14 protein-coding genes are annotated in these 21,143 nt (G+C 71.6%); 8 read left to right on the forward strand and 6 right to left on the reverse strand.

Annotation, left to right across the window (positions count from 1 at the left end; genetic code table 11):
- Position 1: 1 nt before the first annotated feature.
- The 5 genes from CS0771_RS20330 to CS0771_RS20350 all read right to left on the reverse strand — a co-directional run bounded on the left by CS0771_RS20330 (position 2) and on the right by CS0771_RS20350 (position 5,918).
- Complete coding sequence (locus CS0771_RS20330) at positions 2-2,215, reverse strand: hypothetical protein (protein ID WP_212842455.1); 2,214 nt, start codon at positions 2,213-2,215, stop codon at positions 2-4.
- Positions 2,216-2,331: 116 nt separating this feature from the next.
- Positions 2,332-3,081 (reverse strand): ABC transporter permease, encoded by a 750-nt coding sequence (locus tag CS0771_RS20335; protein WP_212842456.1) that lies wholly within the window; start codon positions 3,079-3,081, stop codon positions 2,332-2,334.
- An 11-nt stretch (positions 3,082-3,092) separates the two neighbouring features.
- A complete protein-coding gene (locus CS0771_RS20340) occupies positions 3,093-3,881 on the reverse strand; it encodes an ABC transporter permease (protein ID WP_212842457.1) in 789 nt (262 codons plus the stop codon).
- Positions 3,881-4,834, reverse strand: coding sequence for an ABC transporter ATP-binding protein (locus CS0771_RS20345; RefSeq protein ID WP_371821440.1), 954 nt, complete (start codon positions 4,832-4,834; stop codon positions 3,881-3,883). Before CS0771_RS20345 ends, CS0771_RS20340 begins: the two co-directional genes overlap by 1 nt.
- A gap of 85 nt (positions 4,835-4,919) precedes the next feature.
- Positions 4,920-5,918, reverse strand: a complete 999-nt coding sequence (locus tag CS0771_RS20350; RefSeq protein WP_244871389.1) for a zinc-dependent alcohol dehydrogenase family protein — start codon at positions 5,916-5,918, stop codon at positions 4,920-4,922.
- Between the two features lie 133 nt (positions 5,919-6,051).
- On the opposite strand from CS0771_RS20350, the gene CS0771_RS20355 reads away from it, so the two are divergent.
- From CS0771_RS20355 to CS0771_RS20390, 8 genes are all read left to right on the forward strand, one after another.
- The gene (locus CS0771_RS20355) at positions 6,052-6,258 is read left to right on the forward strand and encodes a DNA-binding protein (RefSeq protein ID WP_244870912.1); all 207 of its coding nucleotides are present in this window, start codon (positions 6,052-6,054) and stop codon (positions 6,256-6,258) included.
- Between the two features lie 2 nt (positions 6,259-6,260).
- Positions 6,261-7,364 (forward strand): serine/threonine protein phosphatase, encoded by a 1,104-nt coding sequence (locus CS0771_RS20360; RefSeq protein ID WP_212842460.1) that lies wholly within the window; start codon positions 6,261-6,263, stop codon positions 7,362-7,364.
- Positions 7,365-7,449: 85 nt separating this feature from the next.
- Positions 7,450-8,415, forward strand: a complete 966-nt coding sequence (locus CS0771_RS39465) for a peptidoglycan DD-metalloendopeptidase family protein (protein ID WP_305835032.1) — start codon at positions 7,450-7,452, stop codon at positions 8,413-8,415.
- A gap of 314 nt (positions 8,416-8,729) precedes the next feature.
- The gene (locus CS0771_RS20370; protein WP_212842461.1) at positions 8,730-11,123 is read left to right on the forward strand and encodes a discoidin domain-containing protein; all 2,394 of its coding nucleotides are present in this window, start codon (positions 8,730-8,732) and stop codon (positions 11,121-11,123) included.
- A 611-nt stretch (positions 11,124-11,734) separates the two neighbouring features.
- Entirely contained in the window at positions 11,735-17,968 is a 6,234-nt protein-coding gene (locus CS0771_RS20375) for an RHS repeat domain-containing protein (RefSeq protein ID WP_212842462.1), read from the forward strand.
- Between the two features lie 3 nt (positions 17,969-17,971).
- Complete coding sequence (locus CS0771_RS20380; RefSeq protein WP_212842463.1) at positions 17,972-18,562, forward strand: hypothetical protein; 591 nt, start codon at positions 17,972-17,974, stop codon at positions 18,560-18,562.
- 82 nt (positions 18,563-18,644) lie between these two features.
- A complete protein-coding gene (locus tag CS0771_RS20385; protein ID WP_212842464.1) occupies positions 18,645-19,907 on the forward strand; it encodes a hypothetical protein in 1,263 nt (420 codons plus the stop codon).
- A complete protein-coding gene (locus CS0771_RS20390) occupies positions 19,904-20,536 on the forward strand; it encodes a hypothetical protein (protein ID WP_212842465.1) in 633 nt (210 codons plus the stop codon). The genes CS0771_RS20385 and CS0771_RS20390 overlap by 4 nt, the downstream gene beginning before the upstream one ends.
- On the opposite strand, the gene CS0771_RS20395 is transcribed toward CS0771_RS20390, so the two are convergent.
- The gene (locus CS0771_RS20395; RefSeq protein ID WP_212842466.1) at positions 20,530-21,042 is read right to left on the reverse strand and encodes a DinB family protein; all 513 of its coding nucleotides are present in this window, start codon (positions 21,040-21,042) and stop codon (positions 20,530-20,532) included. The two genes, CS0771_RS20390 and CS0771_RS20395, sit on opposite strands and share 7 nt — an antisense overlap.
- Positions 21,043-21,143 lie beyond the last annotated feature (101 nt).

A 21,143-nucleotide genomic window follows, 5' to 3' on the forward strand; every position in this document is an offset into this window, starting at 1 on the left:
GTCACCGTGCCTTCGGCGCGAGGGAGACCCGGTCCAGCAGGCAGATGCCCGGGTTGCTGTCGGCGAGCACCACCTGCCGCCCGTGGCCGGAGTTGTCCACCAGGAAGAACGCCGTCTCCGGCAGGTTGAGGACCTCCTGCGGGTCGACGGTGAACTCGTACACCCGCTGCGAGCTGGTCGAGGTGCTGATGCTCTCGCCGGCCGACCAGTTGCGGGTGCCGGTCCACACGTGACCGCGTGAGTCCGACAGCCCCGTGTCCTTGCCGGGACGCCCGCCGGACCGGCGGCTGGTGTTGTCGCTGTGGCCGGTGTTGGCCGCGAAGCTGTCGCCGCCGCCGTCCGAGAACGACCGGCCCACCTGCCGGGTGACCGCGTGCAGCACGAATCGGTGCTCGCGCCCGATGAACTCGGCGGCGACCGCCGCGTCGCGGTGGTTGTACATCTTCATCAGGCACACCACGCCGCCCGTGCCCGCGGTCCGCTCCAGGTCGCCCTGCGGCTGGTCGATCATGAGCAGCAGCCGTACGCCGGCCGACCGGGCCTGGCTGGACAGCCGCTGCAGCGCCGCAGCGCCGAGGTGGTCCGCGCCCGCCACGATGAGGAACCCGGTCAGCCGCCCGTCGGCCATGGCCCGCTCGGCGAGCTGCACCAGCAGCCGGTCGACCAGATGTTTGCGCTCGTCGTGGCCGCCCGCCGTGGACACGATGGTGACCTGGTCGGATGACCACAGGGTGCCGCCCCCGCCGGTCGCGGGCGCGAGCCGGTCGAGCATGGCCAGCTGCGACTGGAGCAGCATCAGCTGCCGGGCGCTCCAGTCGCCCCGGTCGAGTTCGCCGACCTGCCCGACCAGCACGCCGACCTCGTCGGCGGTGAGCAGGTCCGGAGCCGGGTTCTGCCGCAGCACCTGCACCGCCGCGGCCAGCCGGGCGAAGGTGAGGCGGGCGCCGAGCGCGGCGGCGGCCCGGCCGAGCGCGTCCACGGTGAACGCCCACTCCTGCCGATGGTCGCCCTGCTCCTGGTTGCGCAGCGCGTCGGCGAGCGTCTGCGCCACCTCAGCGGACCGCAGCCCGTGCAGCAGGTCCAGGCCGGGCACACCGTCGGCGCGCAGGTCGGTGAGCCGGGCCCCGCGGCCCGCCGACCGGGTCACCTGGGCCAGGTTGCCGCCGACGTCCTGGCCGGTCAGGTCCAGCACGGTGAGCCGCTGGTCCTTGGCGACCAGGGACGCGCCGAGCGTGGTGAGCAGGCTGGCCCAGCCGTTGCGGTGCGGGTCGCCGCCGAACACGTCGATGCGGGTCGGCTCGGACAGCGGGTGCACCGGATACCACAGCGGCCCCGCCGCGCGGCGGGTCGCCTCCCGCGCGGCCTGCGCCTCCGCCTCGCGCAGCCGGCGTACGGCGTCGTTCCAGCCCCGCTCGGCCTGCCGGTGCCGGTCCAGCTCGGACTTCCGGTAGGCGAGGTAGGGCTGCTCGAAGTCGGCGATGGCGCGGGTGGCGTAACGCAGGCCGCCGATCGCGTTGGACAGCCCCGCCAGGATCATCACGCCCGCCAGCACCGCCACGGCCAGCGCGACCTTGCGCCCGTCGTCGCCCAGGTCGTCGAGCGTGTCCTGGATCGGCTCCTGGTACGCGGTGTACGCCACCGCCAGGAAGGCCAGCGCGCACAGCCGGAGGACCAGCTTGGACCGGGCCTTGGCGCGGGCGGCGCGCAGCGCGGAGCTGTCCGGCCGGGGCGGCTCCTGCCACAGCGGCCGCTCGCCGGGCTCGGGCAGCTCCGGTTCGGCCGCCACGGCCACCTCGGCGGCCTGCCAGCCCCACCGCGCCGGGATGGTCATCAGCCGCTGCGCCAGCTCCTGCGACCAGTACGGCGCGTCAGCGGGGGCGCCCGCGGGCCGGTAGGCCGTCGTGGTCCCCGCCCCGCCGGCCGACCCGGTCGTGGTGCGGGCCGTGCCCGGCGAGGTGCGGGGCGGTCCGGACGAGGCCGCGGAGGTCCCGGCGCCCGCGGCGGATGCCGCGCGGCTCCCGCTGCCGCGGGCGTCGCGGTGCCGCTTGGCCGCGGCGTACCCGGCGGCACGCGCCCCCGCCTGGTCCGCGCCCGTGGCCGCGGCGGCGGCGGCGGCGACGGCCGCCTCGATCTCCGCGCCGTCGCCGCTGACCAGCGCGTCCGAGAAGTGGCGCAGCCAGGCCGCGCGATCGTTGGTCCACTGCTGACCGGTCACCTCGTGCCACCTTCCCCGGGGCGGCGGTCACCGGCCCCGACAGGGGAGAGGAGGCGGCGGGCGGCCGCTGGATACATCGCCGGGGACCCGCCGGCGTGGACGGTCCCCGGTGCCGGTCAGGGCAACAGCATCCGGGACAGCCGCCGGGACGCGATCCAGCCGCCGGCCAGGCCCATCACCAGCAGGTATCCCACCGCGACGAGCATGCCGGGCCCGAGCCGCCCCGTGGTGAGCCCGCGCAGCAGCTCGATGCTCTGGTAGAGCGGGAGCGCGGCGACCACCGGCCGCAGCACCTCCGGGTACACCGACAGCGGGTAGAACGTGGTCGCGAACAGGAACATCGGCAGCATCACCAGCTGCAGGTACTGCTGGTGGTGGAACTCGCGGATGACGGTGATCGCGGCCATGCCCGCGGCCGAGAAGGCGTACGCGATCAGCACGCAGGCGGGCAGTGCGAGCAGCGCCCACCACGAGCGCACCATCCCGAACCCCGCGATCACGACGAGGAAGCAGGCCGCGGACAGGGTGCCGCGCAGCACCGACGCGGCGATCTCGCCGTACGTGATGTCGCGCACCGTCAGCGGCGTGGTGACGATCGCGTCGTAGAAGCGCTCGAAGCGCAGCCGCCACCACACCGACCCGGTGGTCTCGCTGATCGCGCTGTTCATGGCCGAGGTGGCCAGCAGCGCCGGGGCGACGAACGCCGCGTACGTCGCCGAGCCGCCCTCGATGAGCTGCCCGATGCCGACGCCGATGGACATCAGGTAGAGGAACGGCTCGAAGACCCCGTTGACGGCGAGGTTCCACGGGCGGCCCTTGCGCAGCACCCACAGGTGCCGCAGGACGATCAGGTGTGCTGCGGGCATCACGGCCCCTCTCACGGGCGCAGGTGGCGGCGGAAGTTGCGCCGGGCCACGAGGTAGCCCGCGAGCGCCATGACGGACAGGTAGACGACGTGCCCGAGGCTGCCCGCCCAGGTGGCGGTGCCGAGGGTGAGCGTGCGGCACAGCTGCACGCCGTGCCACAGCGGCGTGAGCGCGACCAGGTGCCGCAGCGCCTCCGGCAGCTGGGCGGTGGCGAAGAACGTGCCGGAGAACAGGTACAGCGGCATCACCACCCACTTGAACAGCGTCTGCACGGGGCGTACGTCGGGCAGCGTCACCGCCCACGCGGTCACCGGCATGGCGAAGGCGAACCCGGTGAGCGTCGCGGCGGGCAGCGCCAGCAGGGCCAGCGGCGACGCCGCCACCCCGAACGCGAACATCACCGCGCAGAACGCGGCCGCGCCGATGGCGACCTTGACGGCCATGAACAGCGCGTGCCCGTGCAGCACGTCGACCGGTTCGAGCGGCGTCGCCACCGCGACCGGGTAGGCCCGGCCGGGCATGCGGTGGTAGCTGACCGGGAACGCCGACTCGATCATGCCGTTCTGCATCGACGCGGCGGCGAGCATGCCGGGGGCGAAGAACGCCAGGTAGCTCACCCCGCCCAGGGTGGCGTTGCCGGAACCGACCAGGGTGCCCAGCCCGGCGCCGATCGCGACCAGGAACAGCAGCGGGTTGGCCACGCTGATGACGATGGTGCCCTTCCAGTTGCGCCGGTAGTGCAGCCAGAGATAGCGGTAGAAGCGCAGGGCCATGCCCGGCGCGACGGCGGTGGTCGTCATCAGTCCACCAGCGTCCGGCCGGTCAACGCGAGGAACACGTCCTCCAGGCTCGCCCGGCGCACCAGCGCGGTGACCGGCGACAGGCCGATCGCGTGCGCGGCGGCCAGCGCGGCGTCGCCCTCGGCGGTGTACCACAGCAGCCGGTCGGGCAGCTCCTCGATCCGGTCGCCGGTGCGGGCCTGGCGCAGCTTCTCGACCGCGGCGCCCTGCTCGCCGATGCCGAACCGCAGCTCCAGCACCTCACGGGTGGAGTGAGCGGCGATCAGCTCGGCGGGGGAGCCCTGGGCGACGATCCGGCCGCCGTCCATCACCACCAGCCGGTCGCACAGCTGCTCGGCCTCGTCCATGTAGTGGGTGGTCAGCACCAGGGTCACGCCCTGCTGCTTGAGCCGGAAGAGCCGGTCCCACAGCACGTGCCGGGCCTGCGGGTCGAGGCCGGTGGTGGGCTCGTCCAGCAGCAGGATCTCGGGCTCGTTGATCAGCGAGCGGGCGATGGTGAGCCGCCGCCGCATGCCGCCCGACAGCGCCTCGACGCGCTCGCCGGCCTTCTCGGCCAGCTGCGCGAAGTCGAGCAGGCCCGCGGTGCGCTCGGCGACGACCTGGTGGGGCAGCCCGAAGTAGCGGCCGTAGACGAGCAGGTTCTCCCGCACGCTCAGCTCGCTGTCGAGGGCGTCGTCCTGCGGCACGACGCCGATGCGGGCGCGGATGCGCCGTCCGTCGGCGGCCGGGTCCATGCCGAGCACGCGCAGCGTCCCGGCGGTGGGCGGGGAGACGCAGGCGATCATCCGCATGGTGGAGGACTTGCCCGCGCCGTTGGGCCCGAGGAAGCCGAACGCCTCGCCCCGGCGCAGGGTGAAGTCGATGCCGTTCACGGCCGTGAAGGGGGAGGAGCGCCGGTCGCGCGGCGGGTAGGTCTTGACGAGCCCCGTGGCTTGTGCGATCACGTCTGACACGGCCGCCAGCGTATGAACTGGACGACACGTCCGCAAGAAATATACTTCCGTGCGGCCTCCGCTTGCACAGTTCCGCAAACCAGTGTCAGGGTATGAGCACCGCCGCGCCCTCCACCCGGTCCGCGGCCAGGTCCGCCAGCGCCTCGTCCGCCCGGTCCAGGGGGTACGGCGTCACCGTCACCGCCAGCGGGTGCGCCGCGGCCAGCGCCAGGAACTCCCGGCCGTCGTCGCGGGTGTTCGCCGCGACGCTGCGCAGCTGCCGCTCCTGGAACAGGTGCCGCTGGTAGTTCAGCACCGGGATGTCGCTGAGATGGATGCCCGCCACCGCGAGCGTGCCGCCCCGGTCCAATGCCGACAGCGCCGGCGGCACCAGGTCGCCCACGGGCGCGAACAGGATCGCCGCGTCCAGCGCCGCCGGCGGCCGCTCGTCCGCCCCGCCCGCCCACGCCGCGCCGAGGCGCAGCCCCAGCTCGCGTGCTTCGGCCGAGCGGGTCATCACGTACACGGTCGCGCCCTGGGCGAGGGCGACCTGCGCGGTCAGGTGCGCCGAGGCGCCGAAGCCGTAGATGCCCAGGCGGCCCCCGGGCGGCAGCTCGGCCCGGCGCAGCGCGCGGTAGCCGATGATGCCCGCGCACAGCAGCGGTGCCAGGTGCGCGTCGTCGTAGCCCGCGGGCAGCCGGTAGGCGTAGGCGGCCGGGACCACGGCGTACTCGGCGTAGCCGCCGTCGGCGTCCCAGCCCGTGTAACGGGAGGCCGGGCAGAGGTTCTCCTGGCCGCGTCGGCAGTACACGCAGGTCCCGTCGGTGTGGCGCAGCCAGGCGATGCCCACGCGCTCGCCGGCGGCCCATCCGCTCACCCGCTCGCCGAGGGCGGTGACCTCGCCGACCACCTCGTGCCCCGGGATCACCGGGCTGCGGTGCGGCAGCAGATCCCCTTCCGCCACGTGCAGGTCGGTGCGGCACACCGCGCAGGCGCGTACGCGTACCAGCAGCTCGTCCGGGGCGGGCGCGGGCACCGCCCGCCGCACCGCCCGCAGCGGCCGCCCCGCGATCGGCCCCGGCCGCGCCACCTCCCACGCCGCCATCGTCTCCACGCCACCATCATCGCCCCGCCCCGGCCACGATCATCCGACTTGCCAGGCATACGGGCGAAAACGCGGTCAAGATACGCCCATGTGCCTGGCAAGTCGGATGATCTCGCGGGTTAGCATCGGGTGCGTGACCGACGACGACGCTCTCCCCCGCGGCATCGGCAGCCCCGCCACCCGTGCGTTCGCCCAGGCCGGATACACCAGACTCGCGCAGTTCCCCGCGCTGAGCGCGCAAGAGCTGCTCAAGCTGCACGGCGTAGGGCCGAAGGCGATCCGCGTGCTGCGCGAGACGCTGGCGGCGCGCGGGCAGACCTTCGCCGACGAGCGGGAGTGACCATGGGCGCCACGGACCTCCGCCCGGACGGCGGGGGAGACGACGTCCTGTCCGGACGGGACCCGCGTCTCACACGGCATCGCCTGGTCGGTGCGGAGCTGGCGCGGCTCGGCGACGCCGAGCTGACGGCGCGGCTGGCCGCGGCCGGGACCGCCGCCACCAGCATCGGCGGGACCACCTGCGCGCTGGAGGTCGGCGGGGTCCGCGTGTTCGTGAAGCGCATCCCGCTCACCGACCTGGAGCTGCGGCCCGAGCATGTCCGCAGCACCGCGAACCTGTTCGACCTGCCCCCGCACTGCCAGTACGGCGTCGGCTCGCCCGGCTTCGGCGCGTGGCGCGAGCTGCAGGCGAGTCTCATGGGCACGGCCGCGGTGGTCGCCGGTGGCACGGCGGTGTTCCCGCTGCTGCACCACTGGCGGGTGCTGCCGGGGCCGCCGCCGTCGCGGTCCGTCGACGTCGACGCGGAGACGGCATTCTGGGGCGGCGCCTCGGGCGTGCGGCGGCGGCTGAAGGCGCTGGCTGCGGCCTCGGGCACCCTCGTGCTGTGCCTGGAGCACGTGCCGCACCGGCTCGACGAGTGGCTGGCCGGGCCGGTCGCGGCGGGCGGGGAGGAGCTGCTCGCCGCGTGCCGGATGCTGGAGCGCGGCCTGCTGGACGCGGTGACCGGGCTGCGGGCGGCGGGCCTGCACCACTTCGACGCGCACCTGGGCAACCTGCTGACCGACGGCGTCGAGGTCTACCTCGGTGACCTTGGCCTGGCCGTGTCGGACCGCTTCGAGCTGTCCGAGGCGGAGCGGGCGTTCCTGGAGCGCAACGAGACGCACGACGCGGCGTACGCGCGCATGCGGCTGGTGAACTGGCTGGTGCAGTGGGTGGCCGGGGTGGCCGTGCCGGACGAGGGCGGCCCGGTCGAGCGCGACGCCTACGTGCGCCGCTGCGCCGCGGGCGCGGCCCCGGCAGGTGTCCCGGCGGAGGTCGCGGACATGATCAGCCGGTACGCGCCGGTCGCGGCCGAGCTGAACGACTTCTACTGGCAGCTGTTCGCCGGGGTGACGGCGACGCCGTACCCGGCCGACCGGATCGCCGCGCTCCTGAAGGCAGAGTAAGCGATCTATGTAGGACTCTTTCAGTATACAAACGATGTTGGTTGAATAGTTTCACGCAATCCCCCTGACCCCCCGTGGAGGGAACGTGAAACTCCCCCTTGCCCTGCGCTCGGCGAGCGCGGGGCTGGCCGCGGCCGCCCTGATCCTGCTCGGGCCCGCCGCACCGGCCGCCGCCGCGACCACCGTCGTGGACAACGCCGGCGCCTTCACCGCCAGCGCCAACTGGGGCACCTCGGCCTGGTCGGCGCAGCGCTACGGCGCGGACTACCGGTTCGCCACCCCGAACACCACGGCCAGCGACGCCGCCTGGTTCAGCGCGACGATCGCCACCGCCGGGGCGCACACCGTCGAGGTCTGGTATCCGGCCGACGCCGGCTACAACGACGCCACCCCGTTCGTCGTGGCCACCGCCGCCGGCAACCAGACGATCGTGGTCAACCAGCGCGCCAACGGCGGCCGCTGGGTCAGCCTCGGTACGTTCAACCTGGCCGCGGGCACCCGCAACGTGGTCGGCGTGAGCCGCTGGACCAACGGCACCGGGTACGTGGTCGCCGACGCCGTACGCCTCACCTCGACGAGCGGCGGCTCCGCGTTCTCCCTGCCGCTGGCCAAGAGCGCGCTGCCGCGCAGCGAGTACGACGACCCGCACCACGACTACCCGGCGATCGACCTGCCGGTCGGCACCGGCACCCCGGCGTACGCGGTGCGCTCCGGCACCGTCGTGATCATCGACGACGCGTCCTGCGGCCGGGGCGTCAACCTGACCGGCGCGGACGGCAACGTCTACACGTACTGCCACTTCTCGGCGTGGTCGGTGGCCGACGGGGCGACCGTCGTGCCCGGACAGCAGCTCGGCCTCACCGGCAACACGGGCAACTCGACCGGCCCGCACCTGCACTTCGGCATCCGCACCGGCAGCACCCGCCGCTGCCCGCAGAACTTCCTGCTGGCGCTCTACGACGGCCTCACCCCGCCGGCCGCGACCAGCCTGCCCACCACCGGCTGCTTCTACACCAGCCTCGCCGGGGCGAAGGAGCAGCCGCTCGGCTGACCTCTGCCCAGTCCGGCCCAGGTCCCGTCGCCCCGTGCGGCGGGACCTTCGTTCTGGGCACCCGAAGCCACTGCAGTGCAACAGATTGCAATGTAGGCGGCGAGAAGCTCGGGTGTTGCCATCGGATTTTGGAAATGTTTCCGTCGACATCTTGCCGCCGCTGTTGCGTGGGCATAGGGTTTTGCCAATCCCCGCCCCGGGGACGCGGTCCCGCTCACCGCCCGTTCGCTGCCGGACATCCGATGTCCGGCGACGGAGGGTGTCTCGCTCCCATGCCACGCCACCCTCCGGCTGTGCACGAAAGGGAGTGCGTCATGGCAGTAACCCGGCGGAGGTTCGTCGCCTCCGTGGCGTCCGGGTCCGCGCTGGCCGCCACCGGCGGCGCCGTCGCGGGAGCCCTCACGGCGGCGAGCCCGGCCGCCGCGGCCAGCCCGCCCGGCGACGTCGTCGGCAAGATCTCGGTCGGCTACCAGGGCTGGTTCGCCGCCATCGGCGACGGCGCGCCGATCAACGGCTGGTGGCACTGGAGCAACAACTGGGGGCAGCCGCCCTCGCCGAGCAACAACGCGATCGTGTCCTGGCCGGACATGCGCGACTACCCGGCGCAATACCAGACGGCGTACGCCAACCTGGGCAGCGGCCAGCCCGCGAAGCTGTTCTCGTCCTACGACCAGTCCACGGTGAACCTGCACTTCCAGTGGATGCAGCAGCACGGCTGCGACACGGCCGCGCTGCAGCGGTTCAACCCGTTCGGCGGCGAAGGCCCGACGCGCGACGCGATGGCGGCCAAGGTGCGCACCGCCGCCGAGGCGTACGGGCGCAAGTTCTACATCATGTACGACGTCACCAACTGGACCAACATGCAGTCGGAGCTGAAGACCGACTGGACCACCAAGATGTCGGCGTACACCGCCTCGCCCGCGTACGCGCGCCAGAACGGCAAGCCGGTGGTGTGCATCTGGGGCTTCGGCTTCAACGACCCGGGCCGCCCGTTCGCGCCCGCGCCGTGCCTGGAGGTCGTCAACTGGTTCAAGGCCCAGGGTTGCTACGTCATCGGCGGCGTGCCCACCTACTGGCGGCAGGGCATCAACGACTCCCGGTCCGGCTTCTTCGACGTGTACACGGCGTTCAACATGATCTCGCCGTGGATGGTGGGGCGCACCGGCGACCTCAACGGGCTGGACTGGTTCTACACCAACGTCAACGTGCCCGACCAGGCCGAGTGCAACAACCGGGGCATCGACTACCAGCCCTGCGTGATGCCCGGCGACCTGTCCTCGCACCACCGCTACCACGGCGACTTCTACTGGCGGCACCTGTACAACATGATCCGCGTCGGCGCGCAGGGCCTCTACGTCTCGATGTTCGACGAGTACAACGAGGGCAACCAGATCGCCAAGACCGCCGAGAACGCCTCCCAGGTGCCCACGAACTCCGGCATCGTCACCCTCGACGAGGACGGCACGGTCTGCTCGTCCGACTACTACCTGCGCATCACCGCCGACGGCGGGAGGATGCTCAAGGGACAGATCCCGCTCACGGCCGTGCGGCCGACGCAGCCGGTCGTCGGGGGGCAGCCGCCGATCGACACCAATCTGGCGCTGAACAAGCCCACCTCGGCGAGCAGCGTCAACGGCGGCTTCGGCACCGGCAGCGCCGTCGACGGCAACCAGGGCTCGTATTGGGAGAGCGCCAACAACGCCTTCCCGCAGTGGCTGCAGGTGGACCTCGGCGCGGCGGCCACCGTCAGCCGGGTGGTGCTCAAACTGCCCACCGGCTGGGGCGCCCGCACCCAGACGCTGTCCGTGCAGGGCAGCACCAACGGCTCGACGTTCAGCACGCTGGCCGCCTCGGCCGGGCGGGTGTTCGACCCGGCGCAGGCCAACACCGTCACCATCACCTTCCCGGCGGCGAGCGCGCGGTACGTGCGCCTCGACGTCACCGGCAACACCGGTTGGCCGGCCGCGCAGTGCGCGTCGTTCGAGGTGTACGGCACCGCGCCGCAGGGCGACACCCAGGCCCCGAGCGCGCCGGGCAACCTGACCGTCACCGGCCAGACCGGCAGCAGCGTCTCGCTGTCCTGGCAGGCGGCCACCGACAACACCGGCGTCACCGGCTACCAGGTGCGCCAGGCGGGCAACGTGGTCGCGGGCGCGACCGGCACGGCGTACACGGTGACCGGGCTGAGCCCGTCGACCACGTACAGCTTCACCGTCACCGCGCAGGACGCGGCGGGCAACACGTCGGCGCCGTCCAACACCGTCTCGGCCACCACCAGCGCGGCCCCCGCGTCCAACCTGGCCCGCAACAAGCCCGCCACCGCCAGCAGCTACAACCAGAACTACGTTCCGGCCAACACGGTCGACGGCAACGCCGACACGTACTGGGAGAGCGCCAACAACGCCTTCCCGCAGTGGCTGCAGGTGGACCTCGGCGCGGCCGCCACGATCAGCCGCATCGTGCTCAAGCTGCCGCCGCCCGCGGCCTGGGGCCCGCGCACGCAGACCCTGTCCGTGCAGGGCAGCGCCAACGGCTCCACGTTCAGCACGATCGTCGGCTCGGCCGGCTACACCTTCAACCCGGCCTCGGGCAACAGCGTCACCATCACCTTCCCGGCCACCTCCACCCGCCACGTCCGGCTCAACTTCACCGCCAACACCGGCTGGCCCGCGGCCCAGGTGTCGGAGTTCGAGATCTGGGCCTCCTGACCCTGCGGTCCGCCACGCCGAGGCGCCCCGCGGAAAGGAAGGGCACCTTCTTAACGCTATGCGTAGAAGAAGGTGCCCTTTTCTACATCGGTTGACATTCATGTGAGGCAGATCACTTCCCGGCTGGCGGGCTCACGTGTTGCTTGTCGGCGGCTGACCGCCCCGTGTTTGATCTCGGCGGCTCTTGCCTGATGCATCGATGTCCATATTGAAGTCGCGTCTTGCATCCAAATTGCACCGACCCACCGGGACGATGGGCCCGCTGCTGATCGACTACCGTGCCTCTCCAATACGCGGCGAGTAGTGGCGTTCCCGGTGGCGGGACGGTCGCGCCGCATCGGGGGAGTGGAGCGATGGTGCGAGCACACGGTATGGGCAGACCGACGTCGACTTGGTGGCGTGGTGGCACCGTACGCGGAGGCGGTCTTCGGCTGGTCGCCCAGGCGACCGCTTTGGCCGCCGCGACTTACGGGCTGTTTATCCCGGCGCCGGCCGCGGCTGCGGCGCAGGCGCCGCAACAGGTCACCCAGTCGTTGCGAAACGTTGCGGTGGGTGCCGGTTCGGTGGCTCGGCCGCAGGCGGGTCGGCAGACGGCTGAGCACCGGCCGGGTGTGGCCACGTGGCCGGCGGCGGGCGTCACGACGCTCGACCTGCCGCAGGGCAGAGCGCGGCTGTCGGGTCTCGCGGCGCGAGTGGACGGTCCGCTGCCCGTGCCTGCTCCGCGGATGAAAGCGGGCGCCGCCCCGGTATGGCTGGCCGCGTCGGCGACAACGAGCCCGGCACGGATGATCGTCGAGGTGCTGGATCGGGAGCAGGCGGTTGCGGCCGGCCGCGATCTGCTGGTGCGCCTCACCCCGGTCGGAACTGCGGCCATTGGTGCTGAAGTGCGGCTGTCGGTCGACATCACCGGCTTCAGGGCCGCTTACGGCGCTGGCTGGTCGGACCGGCTGCGCCTTAAGACATTGCCGGCGGGCTGCGACCGGGCGGTGCAGGCGCGGTGCGCGGCGCAGCCGTTGGCCACCACGCGGACCGGTGACACGCTGACGGCACAGGTGCCTGTCGGCGGTGCGGCGACGGTGGTCGCGCTGTCGGCAGACACCGATTCGGCCGCCGGTGCCGGTGACTTCTCCGCAACGTCGCTCCAGCCGTCGTCCACCTGGACCGCGGGCACCAGCGGCGGAGCCTTCTCCTGGTCGTATGGGCTGCGGGTGCCGCCGTCGCTGGGCGGCCCCGGGCCAGGCGTGACGCTGAACTACAACTCACAGTCGGTCGACGGCCGGACCGCGGCGACGAACAGCCAGCCCTCCTGGGTCGGGGAGGGCTTCGACTGGGATCCGGGCTTCATCGAACGGCGCTTCATCTCCTGCAGCGACGACATGTCCGGTTCGCCGAACAACACCACGAAGACCGGAGACATGTGCTGGCGTGGCAACAACGCCACCATGTCGCTGAAGGGCGACTCCACCGAGCTGTTCTACAACGCGAGCCAGGGGCTGTGGCACGGGCGCAGCGAGGAAGGCTCGAAGATCGAACTGAAGACCGGGGCGGTCAACGGTGACGGCGGAGACCCCGGTGACACGGGCGAATACTGGGTTCTGACCAGCACGGACGGCACCAAGTACTACTTCGGTCTCAACCGCCTGCAGGGCTGGACCGCGGGCAAGCCTGAGACGAACTCGGTGCAGACGGTGCCGGTGTACGGCAACCACTCCACTGACCCCTGCAATGAGAGCGCCTTCGCGGACTCGGACTGTATGCAGGCCTACCGCTGGAACCTGGACTATGTCGTCGACCCGCACGGCAACACCATGTCGCTCTGGTGGGGGCGCGACGCCAACAGCTACGGCGAGCGCATGTCCGAGACGACACTGCGCAGCTACACCCGCGACGCCTACCTGGACCGCATCGACTACGGCACCCACCAGCGGACGCTCGTCAACGGGGTCAAGACGGACACGGTCTTCACCGCCAAGCCCGTTCCGATGCGCGTCGACTTCACGACCGGGGACCGGTGCCTGACCAACTGCACGACGCACAGCGACAACTGGGCTGACACCCCGTGGGATCTGGCTTGCACCTCGTCGCCTTGCGACAACCACTCACCGAGCTTCTGGTCGAGTCGTCGGCTCCAGCAGATCCAAACGGAGATCTGGGACGCGGGCACCACGCAGATGGTGCCGGTCGAGCGATGGACGCTCACGCACAGCTACCCCGATCCCGGCGACGGAACACGAGCCGGGATGTGGCTGCAGAAGATCGCGCACGCCGGTGTCTTCGGTGGCGGCAACGTCACCGTCCCGGACATCACGTTCGACCCGGTGATGCTCCCCAACCGGGTGGACACCGCCCTGCAGAACGGCCTGCGGCCGATGAACTGGGCCCGGATGGCCGCGATCACCACCGAGACCGGCGGCGTCATCGGCGTGACGTACAAGCCGACGGAGTGCGCACGCGGATCGCTGCCCACGGCCCACACCAACACGAAACGCTGCTATCCGGTGCGCTGGGCGCCCGAGGACCTGGGCGGCACCCCCGGCCAGGAGATCACCGACTGGTTCCACAAGTACGTCGTGCACGAGGTGGCAGAGAGCGACACGGTACTGCAGGGTGCCGCGGCGAGCACCTCCAAGGTCACCCGGTACGAGTACATAGGCGGGGCGGCCTGGCGTTACGCGGAGGACACGGCCTTCACCAAGGACAAGTACCGCACCTGGAACCAGTGGCGTGGCTACGAGACGGTGCAGACCTACCTCGGCGTCGGCGCGGACCAGACACGTACGGACACCCGCTTCTTCCGCGGTATGCACGGCGATAAGGCCTCGCCGACCGGCGGCACGGACACGGTGACCGTCACCGACAGCAAGGGTTTGTACGCCGCGGCGTACCCGGGCCAGACGGTTCACGACCACGACGAGTTCGCTGGGCACACGCTCGAGACGATCACCTACGACTCACCCGCGGGCAGCCCGCTCGCCGGCACCGTCGAGAAACCGTGGCGTTCGGATCCGCCGACGGCGTCCCAGACCGTCGACGGTCAGACGACATACGCACGTTTCACCAACGTCTCGGACTCATGGGCGTGGACACGGCTCGACGGCGGGCGCCCAGACCGGGTCACCCGCACGGCTCAGGAGTTCGACGCCATCGGTATGCCGGTGAAGGTGACGGACTTCGGCGACCTCGCCGAAACCGGTGACGAACAGTGCACCGTGACCGATTACGCCCGCAACACGTCGGCGTACCTCATGGTGCATCAGTCCCGTGTCCGCCGGTGGGCTCTGACCTGTGCCGACGCGCTCACCCCGAACCGCCAGTTCACCGCCGCGGAGATCATCGACGAGGTCCGCACCTCCTATGACGACCAGGCTTGGGGCGCCGCGCCGACGATCGGCGAGGCCACCCGGACCGAGCAGCTCAAGGACTGGGTGAACAACGCATTCGTGCCGCTGACGGTCCAGCGGACGGCGTACGACGACTACGGCCGGGTCACCGAGCTATGGGACGTGGACGGCAAGCAGACCACGACGTCGTACACCCCGTCCGCGGACGGGCCGGTCACCGCGAACACGGTCGTCGGACCGCACGGCCTCATCACCACGACCACGACGGTGCAGCCGGCGTGGGGTGCGGTGACCGCTGAGGTCGACACCACGAACAACCGGCGTACGGATGTCACCTACGACGCGATGGGCCGTGTGGAGAAGGTGTGGCGGCCGGGCCGGTCCAAGTCGCTGCACGCCAACACGCCCTCGTCCTGGTTCGTCTACAACCTGCGGAACAACGCGCCGTCAGTGGTGGAGACGCGACAGCTCGGACCCAACGGCGCGCTGATCAGTACCTTCACCTTCTACGACGGTCTGATGCGTCCACGTCAGACGCAAAGCGTCAAGGCCGACGGCGCCGTGGGCGCATTGATCACCGACACCTTCTACAACAGCGCCGGCCGGGAATGGCGGGAATTCGGGCCCTACCCGGTGGCCACCGCCCCGTCGGCCGTCTTCTCGCCGCATCCGGCCAGCGACTTCGAGAACATCGAGGTCTGGACGAAGACGGAGTACGACGGAGCCGGCCGGCCGGTGGAACTGGTCCAGTTCACCAAACTCGACGAGCTGTGGCGGACGTCGACCCGCTACCCGTCGGGTGACCGCACCGAGACCATTCCGCCCGCGGGTGGTTCCACGGTGTCCCGGGTGACCGACGCCAAGGGCCGGGTGACGCAGCTCTGGCAGCATCACGGCGCGAGCACCGCCTCCCCGTACGACCTCACGACCTACGACTACGACGCCAAGGGCAGGCTGGCGACGGTCGTCAACGCCGAGCCGGCCACCTGGACGTACGAGTACGACATCCGGGGCCGTCAGTACCGGGTGACCGACCCCGACGAGGGGGTGACGGTCAGCACCTTCGACGACGCCGGGCGCACCCTGACGATCACCGACGGCCGGGTTCCGGCCGTCACCCTGCACTACACCTACGATCAGCACGGCCGGAAGACAGGCCTCTACCAGGGCAGCGTCACTCCGGCCAACCGCCGCGCCAAGTGGGAGTACGACGGCCTGGCCAACGCCAAGGGCATGCTGACGTCGTCGACCCGGTACGTCGGCGGGGAGAGCGGTGCCGCGTACACCTCGCGGATCACCGGGCTCTCCGCCTTCGGTAAGCCGTCCCAGCAGACCATCACCATTCCCAGCGCGGAAGGTGATCTGCTCGCCGGGGACTACGTGTACGACTTCGGGTACAAGGCGAACGGCGAGCCGGCCACCACCCGGCTGCCTGCCATCGGCGACACGGCCCGCAGCCTCGGCTGGGAGACGCTGACCACGGCTTACACCGCGACCGGCAAGCCGTACTCGCTCAGCACCGGAGCGACGTCGTGGCTGGTGACGGGGACGACCTACACCGAGTACGGCGAGCTCGGCGTGATCACCTTGCGGGACGGGACCACCAATCCGCAGGCACAGGTCGGCCACTACTACGACGAGCGAACCCGTCGGCTGAGCCGGACGCTGGTCACCCGGGACACCGCGCCGACGGTTGTGTCGGACCTCCATTTCGACTACGACGACGCCGGCGGTATCACGCAGATCGAAGAGAAGTCCGCGGTCGCCGGCGCGGAGACGCAGTGCTTCGCGCACGACCACCTCGACCGGCTGCGGGAGGCGTGGACGCTCGCCTCGGGCGCCTGCGGAGCCGTGCCGACCAGCACCGCCGTGCTCGGCGGGGCCGAGAAGTACTGGATCAGCTGGACCGTCGGCGCCGGCGGCAACCGGACCCAGCAGGTTCAGCACAAGAGCACCGGCGACGTCACCACCAAGTACGTCTACCCTGCCACCGGGTCCCCGCAGCCGCACACGATGCGCCGTACCACCGACGGGGCTGATGCGACCAAGGGCAACTACACGTACGACGCGATCGGCAACACGCTCTGCCGACCGGCCGGGACATCGCTGAACAACTGCTCCACCGGTGCCGGCAGCCAGATGCTCACCTGGGACGCCGAGGGCAAGCTGGCCACGCTCGCCGACAGCACCGGCACCACCAGCTTCGTTTACGACGCCGATGGCAACCGGCTGCTGCGCAAGGATCCAGCCGGCACCACGCTCTACCTGCCCGGCCAGGAGTTCCGGGTCAACAAGACAGGCGACACGGTCATCTCGTGCGTCCGTTACTACACCTGGGCGGACAAGAACATCGCCCAGCGGGTCACCGACGGGTCGGTCACCGACAGGCTGACCTGGATGGTGGCCGACCGGCAGAACACCAGCAACATCACCATCGCCGCCACCGGGACCCAGGCCGTGGCGATCCGCAGACAGGACCCGTACGGAAACCCGCGTGGCGGGACCACCGGCACCTGGCCCTCGGGTCTGGACCGGGGCTACGTCGGCGGGACGCTCGACAACACCGGCCTGACCCATCTGGGCGCGCGGGAGTACGACCCGACGATCGGCCGGTTCCTGACGGTCGACCCGCTCGTCGACGTCGAAGACCCGCAGCAGATGAACGGGTACAGCTACGCCAACAACAGCCCGATCCTCTCGTCGGATCCGGACGGCCTGATCCCCTGTGATGACGACAGCTGCGGCGGTCGTGTCAAGGTGGCGATGCCCATCCTGGTCGACCCGCCCGTCTGCCGCCGACGCTGCACTCCCTCCTACACCAGGATCTCCAGGCCTCGGCTCGACTGGAAGAACATCAACTTCGCGTCCCACGACCCGGCGTTCGCGATGCGCTGGTTCGCTCATGCGGCCGACCGCATCGAGGACTATCTCGAACACCGAACGGGCTGGCGCCGAGCCGACCACACCATCGCGCTGGCGGCTGTGGAGGTGAGGATCGACGGCAAGCTCAAGACGAGAATGGTGGCTTTCGTCAGTTCCAAGCGGGTGAACCAGGACCTCATCGATGCGCTGAACGACGCCGGAGTGATCGCCTACCAGGCCAAACCGGGCACCGGCGCCACCGGCAAGGGCCACGCCGAGGCCGCCGCCGCGGCCTTCGGCGCTGACACGCGTGCCCAGCGCCAGGATCTCGGCGGCGAGATCGCGACCGTGCGAGCATTCGTGATGTCCGTGAAAGCATGCAAGGACGGAAAGTGCGACCAGGATGCGAACAAGTTCCTGCGCGGTCGGGGCCGTATCAAGAACGGATCCTTCGGCTTCATCGGCGGCCGTTCGCTGGACACGGACGAGATGGACGACATCCAGGACCTCATGCCCGACATCGAGAGGCGGCCGTTCAAGTATGTCTCGAAGCTCATCAGCCAGGGCTTCGGCCGCGGCACCGGTCGAGGGCCGCAACCCCTGCCCGCCATGGCCGACTTCGACGGCATCTCAGGAGATTGACGGATGAAACTCGACAAGCTACGCCGGTCGGTCATCGACTCGCTACGGGAACTGCCCTACCGCGGATATCTGGTGGCCGTCGGCGCGCTGTGCGCGGAACTCGCCGACCTCCATGCCGCTCGGGACACCGCGGAGGGGCGGGCGCTGGCCGGACGGACACTGGCGGTCCTGGCGGCGGCTGCCCAGACCTCGCCCGACGCGGTCCGGGCCGAGGCGCGCGAGGTGCTGCTCGACTGGCTCGGGCTGATGGGCCTGTCCCTCGATGATCCAGGCGATGACCTCGAGCTCCCCGACCTGCCGGTCGGGCCGGGTCCGGACGAGCTGTGGTGCGCCCTTCGCGACGTGTCCGGGGAGCTGGCCGGCGAACTCGACCGGTACGAGACCGCCACCATGATGCAAGCCGCGCTGGCGGCCGCCGACGGTGACGGGGAGAGCGACGAACGTCTCTCCATCACCGAAGGCAGAGTGGCGGACGAGCGCCGGCTGGGCGTTCAGTACATGGTCAAAGCCCTGGACGCCGTGGCACTGATCGCCGCGGACGCGTCAGGTTCCCGCACGGCATCCGAGGTACGGGCGGCGGTCTTCGGCCGATGAACCGCGGCAGGGCGCCCTCGGCACGCCGGGGGCGCCCTGCCGCGTCCGGCGAAGGATCTCCTTCGCCGTCCTTGGTGGGAAGGTGCTCGTCTGGGCGGCGAGCAGACGCGACATCGTGCTGTCCGCGGCAGGACAGCACGACGGCCGCCCGCGTGCGACCCTGGTCGCGATGCGACCGCTCACCCTTTTCCGCGCCGCACTGCCGCTGCTTGCGGTGGCCGGGCTGAGCCTTGCCGGGCCGCCCGTGGTGGCAGTCGCTGCAGCCGCGCCAGCCGATCTGGGCACGCCGACGGTGCGCAGCCGGACCGTCGAGGTCGGACCGTGGCGGGTCCCGACGACCCACACCGTTTCCTGCGCACCCGGCGAGCAGTTGCTCAGCGGCGGCCACGGGGGCGCCGACCCGCGTCTCCGGATCCTCGGCAGCCGCCCCGCCGACCAGCAGGGTCTGCCCGTCACCGGCGGAACGCAGCCCCGCGGCTGGACCGTGGAGGTGCTCGACGAGCGCGGCACCGCCAGCACGCTCCGCATCAGCGCCCTATGCGTGGCCGGCGGCGAGCTGACGGCGTCGGCGTTCGCCAGTGCCCCGGCGGACGGTGCGGCGACCCCGCCGCAGGCCCAGTGCCCGTCCGGCATGGTGCGCTCCGGTGGCGGGTTCGCGGCGCAGTGGCACACCCGCTTCGGCGCGGCCGTGGTGACCGGCAGCAGCCCGGCCGGTGAGCGCGGCTGGGCCGTCAACGCGGGCCTCTCCCGGGGCCAGGAGCCGCTGCGGGCGACCGGCTGGATCACCACGTACGCCGTGTGCCTCACCGGGCCGGTGCGGCCGGTCGCCGTCGAGGACGTCGAGTTCGGCCTGGATACTCTGGCGCGCAAGTGCGTGCCCGGGATCGTCTCGGCCGTCTGCCTGGTGCCGCGCCTCGGCATCGCCACGGCGCACTGCCCGCCCGGCTCGCTGACCACGGGCGGCGGCTTCCAGCTCGTCGGCCCCGCGCCGCTGCGCGAGTACGCGCTGCTGGAGCACGGGCCGTCCGGGTACGCGACCTGGACGGTGCGGGTCAGCGCGTACACCACCGACGCCGCACCCGCGCCGATGCGCCTCACCCCGGTCTGCCTGTTCCCCGTCGCCACCCCGGACGCGCCGATCAGCGACCTGCTCCCCGACCGCGGCGCCGACCGCAACCGGGCGCTGACCATCGGCGGCCTGCTCACGCTGCTGCTGCTCGCCTTGCTCGCCGTGCTCGCGCTGCGCCGGGGGCGACGGCGGCCCGCGCCCACGGGCGGGATCGAGGTCGTGGTGCGCACCGTACGCACCCGCTACCGCACCGACCAGTACCGGGAGGACGCGTGACCACCGTCCGCGACATCCTGTTCGGCGAGCTGCTGCCCGGCGAGGCCGGTGCGGCCGCCCGCGAGATCGAGCAGGCGGCCGAACGGCTGGCCGGGGCGGGCGTCGTCGGCGAGGGGCCGCAGGCACCCCCGCTCGCGCTGGCCCGCGCGGTGCTGGCGAAGGTGACCGAGCTGCTGGACATGGAGGTCAGTGACCTGCTGGTCGGCGCGTGGCGCACCCGGTCGGCGCTGCTGGCCGCCGCGCGGGAGACGCACGCCCAGCCCGGCCTGCGGCGCGAGGTGGGCATCCGCGGCTTCACCATGCCGTGGGAGTACGAGGCCGACGTGGACGTGGTCGTCGACGGCCGGACGGTGAGCACGCTGACCGCCGCGGTGACCCTGCGGCTCACGGTCACCGCACTGGCGGCGGTGGTCGAGGCGGGCCGGCTGACGGCGCTGACCGCGGGCGACGCGGTGGCCCACGGCGAGTTGCGGGTCCGCTGCTCCGCGCCGGAGGCCGAGCACACCGTCGTCGAGCGCGAGCGCCCCGTCGATCTGCACCGCGAGCTGCGCCTCGGCGGCGGCGGGGTGGCGCTGATCGACGAGGCCCGCGCCGCCGAGGAGCCGTCCGGGACGGCCCGGCCTCAGTAGTAGCCGGTCTCGCCGTCGAGGATCTCGCGGATGGTGTCGAGGTGGCCGAGGTGCCGGGCGGTCTCCTCGATCATGTGGATGATCATCCAGCGCAGGTTGGCCCGCGCCGAGGTGAAGTCGGGGTGTCGGCCGGTGTCGTCCAGCGAGTGCGCGGCGATGATCTCGTTGGACCGGGCGCAGGCCTGCTCGTACTCGTCGAGCAGCTCGGACAGCGGGCGGCCGGCCACCTTGAAGTCGAGATCCTCCTCGCTCTGGTCGAACGGCGGCGAGTCCGCGGCCCCGCCCAGGAACAGCACCTCGAACCAGCAGTGCTCGGTCCAGCGCAGATGTGACACGAGGCCAGCCACGGTCATCAGCGGCGAGGACGGCAGGACGGCGCGGTGCGCGTCCGCGTCGGACAGGCCCTCGCACTTGTAGCGCACGATCGCGCGCTGCATGTCGTACCAGCCCATCAGGGCCGTGCGCTCGTCGGCGTCGAAGGGAGGGCGTACGCGGGGGATGCTCATGAGGGCCGACGCTAGCCCTGGGGGGCACGCCCCCGCAGCGGGTTTTCCGCCCCGGCCGCGTCGGCGGCGCCGCATCGGGTCAGGCTGGCGGAGTGCCATCG

The sequence above is a fragment of the Catellatospora sp. IY07-71 genome (assembly GCF_018326265.1).
Taxonomy (GTDB): domain Bacteria; phylum Actinomycetota; class Actinomycetes; order Mycobacteriales; family Micromonosporaceae; genus Catellatospora.

Bases quoted from the DNA above. Each gene is read 5' to 3' on its own strand.
- CS0771_RS20380 (WP_212842463.1), top strand. From the start codon at position 17,972: ATGAAACTCGACAAGCTACGCCGGTCGGTCATCGACTCGCTACGGGAA.
- CS0771_RS20395 (WP_212842466.1), bottom strand. From the start codon at position 21,042: ATGAGCATCCCCCGCGTACGCCCTCCCTTCGACGCCGACGAGCGCACG.
- CS0771_RS20360 (WP_212842460.1), top strand. From the start codon at position 6,261: ATGGGCGCCACGGACCTCCGCCCGGACGGCGGGGGAGACGACGTCCTG.
- CS0771_RS20340 (WP_212842457.1), bottom strand. From the start codon at position 3,881: ATGACGACCACCGCCGTCGCGCCGGGCATGGCCCTGCGCTTCTACCGC.
- CS0771_RS20335 (WP_212842456.1), bottom strand. From the start codon at position 3,081: ATGCCCGCAGCACACCTGATCGTCCTGCGGCACCTGTGGGTGCTGCGC.
- CS0771_RS20350 (WP_244871389.1), bottom strand. From the start codon at position 5,918: ATGGCGGCGTGGGAGGTGGCGCGGCCGGGGCCGATCGCGGGGCGGCCG.
- CS0771_RS20370 (WP_212842461.1), top strand. From the start codon at position 8,730: ATGGCAGTAACCCGGCGGAGGTTCGTCGCCTCCGTGGCGTCCGGGTCC.